This window comes from Alkalibacterium sp. 20 (genome assembly GCF_001885615.1).
GTDB lineage: Bacteria > Bacillota > Bacilli > Lactobacillales > Carnobacteriaceae_A > Alkalibacterium.
The window spans coordinates 1-1444 of record NZ_LSRN01000101.1; the positions used below are offsets into that span (position 1 = coordinate 1).

Genomic DNA, 1444 nt, shown 5'->3' on the forward strand with positions numbered 1-1444 from the left:
AAACTTAAACTGGTTAATGAATACCTCTCTGACGATCCTACTTTTACAAGCTTAGCCAAAAAGCACGGGATGTCTTCGTCATCCATTATCCAGACTTGGGTTCGTCTATATGAGCAATACGGAAAGAAAGGCCTTAAAGAACCAGAGATACAATCTGTCTTCCCTGTTCAATTCAAACTAGATGTATTAAGATATAGAGAAAGAACAGGGCTCTCTTATCAAAAGACTGCTGATGCCTTTGGCATTCGCTTTGGTTCTATTGTCAGAGAATGGCACATAAAGGTCCAGACCGACGGTATGGAGGCCCTAACGGAAACGAAGGGACGTGCCCCAATGGCTGAGATCGAACGTCGAAAAAAAGAAAAAGATAAGCTGAAAAAACAAAAGCTAAAAGACTTTGATGCTAAGCGTTTCGCGGAATTGGAGCGTGAAAATGAACTCCTACGTCTGGAGCTCGCCTATTTAAAAAAGCTAGAGACTTTTCAGGACAAACGCCTACCATAAAAGCGCAAACAAAAGCGGCGTACATTCTCGTCCGAGAAGGATTCAAACTGAAAGATACATTAGTTGTTGTTGGAATACCTGAAGCCACTTATCATTATCATGTTAAGAAAATGAACCAGGGAGATCCTGATTCTTTCTGGAAAGAACTGATTAGTCAGATTTTTTATGATAAGAAAGAGTGGGTTATAGAAGCATCCAAGATATATTGATAGTCATGGGTTACAAAATCAATCATAAGAAAGTGCTGCGCATCATGCAGGAATTAGGTTTAAAGTGTATCAAATTCTCACGAAAATCCAGAAAATACAGCTCTTATAAAGGTACTGTCGGTAAAGTCGCGAAGAACCGCATAAACCGAAGGTTTAACTCATCTATACCTCTACAGAAGCTCTTGACAGACATTACTGAGATGAAATGCAAGAATGATAAGAAACTATACTTAAGTCCGATACTCGACGTATACAACTCAGAGATTATTTCATTCAGTATTTCTGAGACTCCTAATGTCGATTTTGTAATGGAATCTCTTCAAGACGCTATGACAATCATAAACAAGCACGCCATCTATCGCACCACGATCCATTCGGATCAGGGGTTTCATTATCAAAATAAACGGTGGGTAAACAGGTTGAAGGTGAATAAAGTCTTTCAAAGCATGTCTAGAAAAGGAAACTGTATTGATAATGCACCTATGGAAAGTTTCTTTGGCATTTTGAAACAGGCGATGTATTACGGAGAGCCCTTGAAATCTTTTGAAGAACTAAAAAAAGCAATCGAAGACTACATTATCGACTATAACCAATCCCGATTAAAAAGAAAACTCAATCGTCAGTCACCAGTGAATTATAGAAAAAATCATGGACATTCATATGCTGCTTAATTAGCCAACGGCTACTAAAGAAAGTGAAAAGAAAAACTCTAACTTTAAGGGGTCACCCCA

General features: G+C 38.6%; 2 protein-coding genes. Both read left to right on the plus strand.

The genetic code is table 11. The annotated features are described in order from the left end of the window. Nucleotides 1–504: helix-turn-helix domain-containing protein (locus tag AX762_RS12230; RefSeq protein ID WP_071849389.1), on the plus strand; the 504-nt coding region annotated here is incomplete at its 5' end. A gap of 178 nt (nt 505–682) precedes the next feature. Next, complete coding sequence (locus AX762_RS12235; protein ID WP_143139370.1) at nt 683–1384, plus strand: IS3 family transposase; 702 nt, start codon at nt 683–685, stop codon at nt 1382–1384. The last annotated feature ends 60 nt before the right edge of the window (nt 1385–1444 follow it).